The following is a 3,126-nucleotide window of genomic DNA, read 5'->3' as shown; positions in this document are numbered from 1 at the left end:
TCGGGAAGGTCATGACGATCTCGCGCCAGCGCTGCCAGCGATGGAAATCGCGCAGGCTGTCGGCACCCATGATCCAGACGAAATCGACACCGGGGTTGCGCGCCTTGACCAGCGCCAGCGTATCGGCGGTGTAGCGGACGTGATGGGCGGCTTCGAAAGCGGTGACCTTGATCTTCGGGTTCTTGGCGATCTGTTCCGACAGCTGCAGCCGTTCGCCCAGCGGCGCCAACTCCCTGGTGTTCTTCAGCGGATTGCCCGGCGTCACCATCCACCACAACTGGTCGAGCGCCAGGCGTCTGAGCGCGATCTCGGCGACCAGCGCATGGCCGGCATGCGGCGGATTGAACGAACCGCCGAACAGGCCGACGGCAAGGCCTTTCTCGGCGTGCGGCATTTTGAGATAGTGGGAGGAGATAGCCTCCTTACCCTCGTCCTTGTGGGGAGGGTCGATCCGCGAAGCGGAGCGGGGTAGGGGTATCGCGGAATTCAGCGTCGTCCCCCCACCCGGCTCGCTGTGCTCGCCACCCTCCCCACAAGGGGAAGGGTAAGACCAGCGCTCAAGGTCTCACCTGTCCCGACCCGCGCACACGGTATTTGAACGACGTCAGCTGTTCGACGCCCACCGGTCCGCGCGCATGCATCTTGCCGGTGGCGATGCCGATCTCGGCGCCCATGCCGAATTCGCCGCCGTCGGCGAACTGCGTCGATGCGTTGTGCAGCAGGATCGCCGAATCGATCTCGTTGAAAAACCGCTCGACGGCTTGCGCATCCTCGGCGACGATCGCCTCGGTGTGATGCGAGGAAAACGTCTCGATATGCTCGATCGCACCACCGATACCGTCGACCAGTTTTACCGCGATGATGGCATCGAGATACTCGGTGATCCAGTCGGCATCGGTCGCCGGTTTGGCGTCGAAAAACACTTTCAGCACCTCGGCATCGGCATGGATTTCGCAGCCGGCGGCGCGAAGTGCATCAAGGATCGGCACCAGATGCGTGGAGGCAACCGCCCGGTCGACCAGCAGCGTCTCTGCGGCACCGCAGACGCCGGTGCGTCGCATCTTGGCGTTGACGGCGATCCTGACAGCCATATCGAGCTTGGCGGAACGGTCGATGTAGAGATGGCAGATGCCTTCGAGATGCGCGAAGACCGGGACCCGCGCCTCGGCCTGCACCCGTCCGACCAGGCTTTTGCCACCGCGCGGGATAATGACGTCGAGGTTGCCGCCCAACCCCTTCAGCATTTCGCCGACGGCGGCGCGGTCGGTGGTCGGCACCAGCTGGATGGCATCCTCCGGCAGGCCCGCTTGCTTCAGCCCTTCGACCAGGCAGGCGTGGATGGCGGCGGAAGAATTGAGCGAATCCGAACCGCCGCGCAGGATCACCGGATTGCCGGCTTTGAGGCACAGCGCGCCGGCATCGGCGGTGACGTTCGGGCGGCTCTCATAGATGACGCCGACGACGCCGAGCGGCGTGCGCACGCGCTCGATATGCAAACCGTTCGGCCGGTCCCACTGCGCGATCACGTCGCCAACCGGATCCCGCAGCGCGGCGATTTCGCGGATGCCGTCGGCCATGGCGCGGATGCGCGCCGGATCGAGCTTCAGCCGGTCCATGAAGGAGGTGGAAAGCCCGGATTCATGACCATTCGAAACATCGATGGCGTTGGCGTCGAGAATGTCCTGCTCACGGGCCACAATCGCCTCGGCCATGGCCAGCAGTGCGGCGTTCTTGGCGGCGGTTGTGGCAATGGCCAGCGGCCGGGCGGCAGCGCGGGCGCGCCGGCCGATATCGGCCATCAGCGCGACAGTGTCATCCCCGGATTTTTCATGCAGTTTCAGCATGGCTCATCCTCCGCTTACATCGCCACCGACCGTGACTTGGTCACCGGCCCCTGTTTGGTCGCCGGCCCGTACTTGGTCACCCGAATGGCTCACCACAAGGTCATCGCGGTGGATCATCGCCGAACGCGCCTCGTAGCCGAGCACGGTTTCGATCTCGGCCGTCTTCAGGCCCGCGATCCTTACGGCATCGGCGGCATCATAGGCAACCAGCCCGCGCGCGATCTCGCGGCCCTCGGGCGACAGGATCGCCACCGTGTCGCCGCGCGAGAAATTGCCGCTGACCAGCTTGACGCCGGCCGGCAGCAACGATTTGCCCGACAGCAGCGCGCCGATGGCGCCGGCATCGACCGTAAGCCGGCCGGCCGGCTCGAGCTGGCCGGCGATCCAGGTTTTGTAGCCCTTGACCGGGTTGCTGCTCGGCCGAAAGAAAGTAGCGCGCTCGCCGCGTTCGATCGCCATCAGCGGCGACAGCCGAGTGCCCGACGTGATGATCATCGCGGTGCCGGCGGCGGTGGCGATCTTGCCGGCATCGAGCTTCGTGCGCATGCCGCCGCGCGACAGCTCGGAAGCGGCCGCACCCGCCATCGCCTCGATATCAGGCGTGATGCGGTCGACCACCGGAATGAATTTGGCGTTGGGGTCGCGCGCCGGCGGCGCGGTGTAGAGCCCGTCGATGTCGGAAAGCAGCACCAAAAGATCGGCGCCCATCATGGTGGCGACGCGGGCCGCCAGCCGGTCATTGTCGCCGTAGCGGATTTCGGAAGTCGCCACCGTGTCGTTCTCGTTGATGACCGGCACTGCCTTCATCTTCAAGAGTGTCGAGATCGTCGCCCGCGCGTTGAGATAGCGGCGGCGCTCCTCGGTGTCGCCGAGCGTCAGCAGGATCTGGCCCGATTTCAGGCTGCCCTTGCCGAGCGCGTCCGACCAGGCGCCGGCCAGCGCGATCTGTCCCACGGCTGCCGCCGCCTGGCTCTCCTCCAGTTTCAGGGCTCGCTTGCCGAGGCCAAGGATGGTGCGGCCAAGCGCGATGGCGCCGGACGAGACGACGAGGATTTCAGCGCCGCCCTGGGCCAGCCCGGCAATGTCGTCGGCGAGCGAAGCCAGCCAGTCGCGCTTCAGGCCCGTCGCGCGGTCGACGAGCAGCGCCGAGCCGATCTTGACGGTGATGCGCCGATATTTTCTCAGCGACTGCATGACCCTATTTGTCCCAGCGCGTCTCGACCGGCGCCGCGATCTGCGCGCGCGCCTCAGCAATCACCGCCATCAGCGCCCGCTGCACCGC

General features: G+C 66.0%; 3 protein-coding genes. All 3 read right to left on the bottom strand.

What is annotated here, in order from left to right; genetic code table 11:
* Window positions 1-394 (bottom strand): nicotinate-nucleotide adenylyltransferase (locus EN969_RS23875; protein WP_127419448.1); only part of this gene is annotated, 394 nt, incomplete at its 3' end.
* 163 nt (window positions 395-557) lie between these two features.
* The gene (locus tag EN969_RS23870; protein ID WP_063169216.1) at window positions 558-1,844 is read right to left on the bottom strand and encodes a glutamate-5-semialdehyde dehydrogenase; all 1,287 of its coding nucleotides are present in this window, start codon (window positions 1,842-1,844) and stop codon (window positions 558-560) included.
* 3 nt (window positions 1,845-1,847) lie between these two features.
* The gene (gene proB, locus EN969_RS23865) at window positions 1,848-3,038 is read right to left on the bottom strand and encodes a glutamate 5-kinase (protein WP_013529068.1); all 1,191 of its coding nucleotides are present in this window, start codon (window positions 3,036-3,038) and stop codon (window positions 1,848-1,850) included.
* Window positions 3,039-3,126 lie beyond the last annotated feature (88 nt).

Source organism: Mesorhizobium sp. M7A.F.Ca.CA.003.01.2.1 (assembly GCF_003998945.1).
In the GTDB taxonomy this organism is placed as follows: domain Bacteria; phylum Pseudomonadota; class Alphaproteobacteria; order Rhizobiales; family Rhizobiaceae; genus Mesorhizobium; species Mesorhizobium ciceri.
The sequence above is the reverse complement of the archived record's forward strand: the minus strand, read 5'-3'. Positions and strand labels throughout refer to the sequence as shown.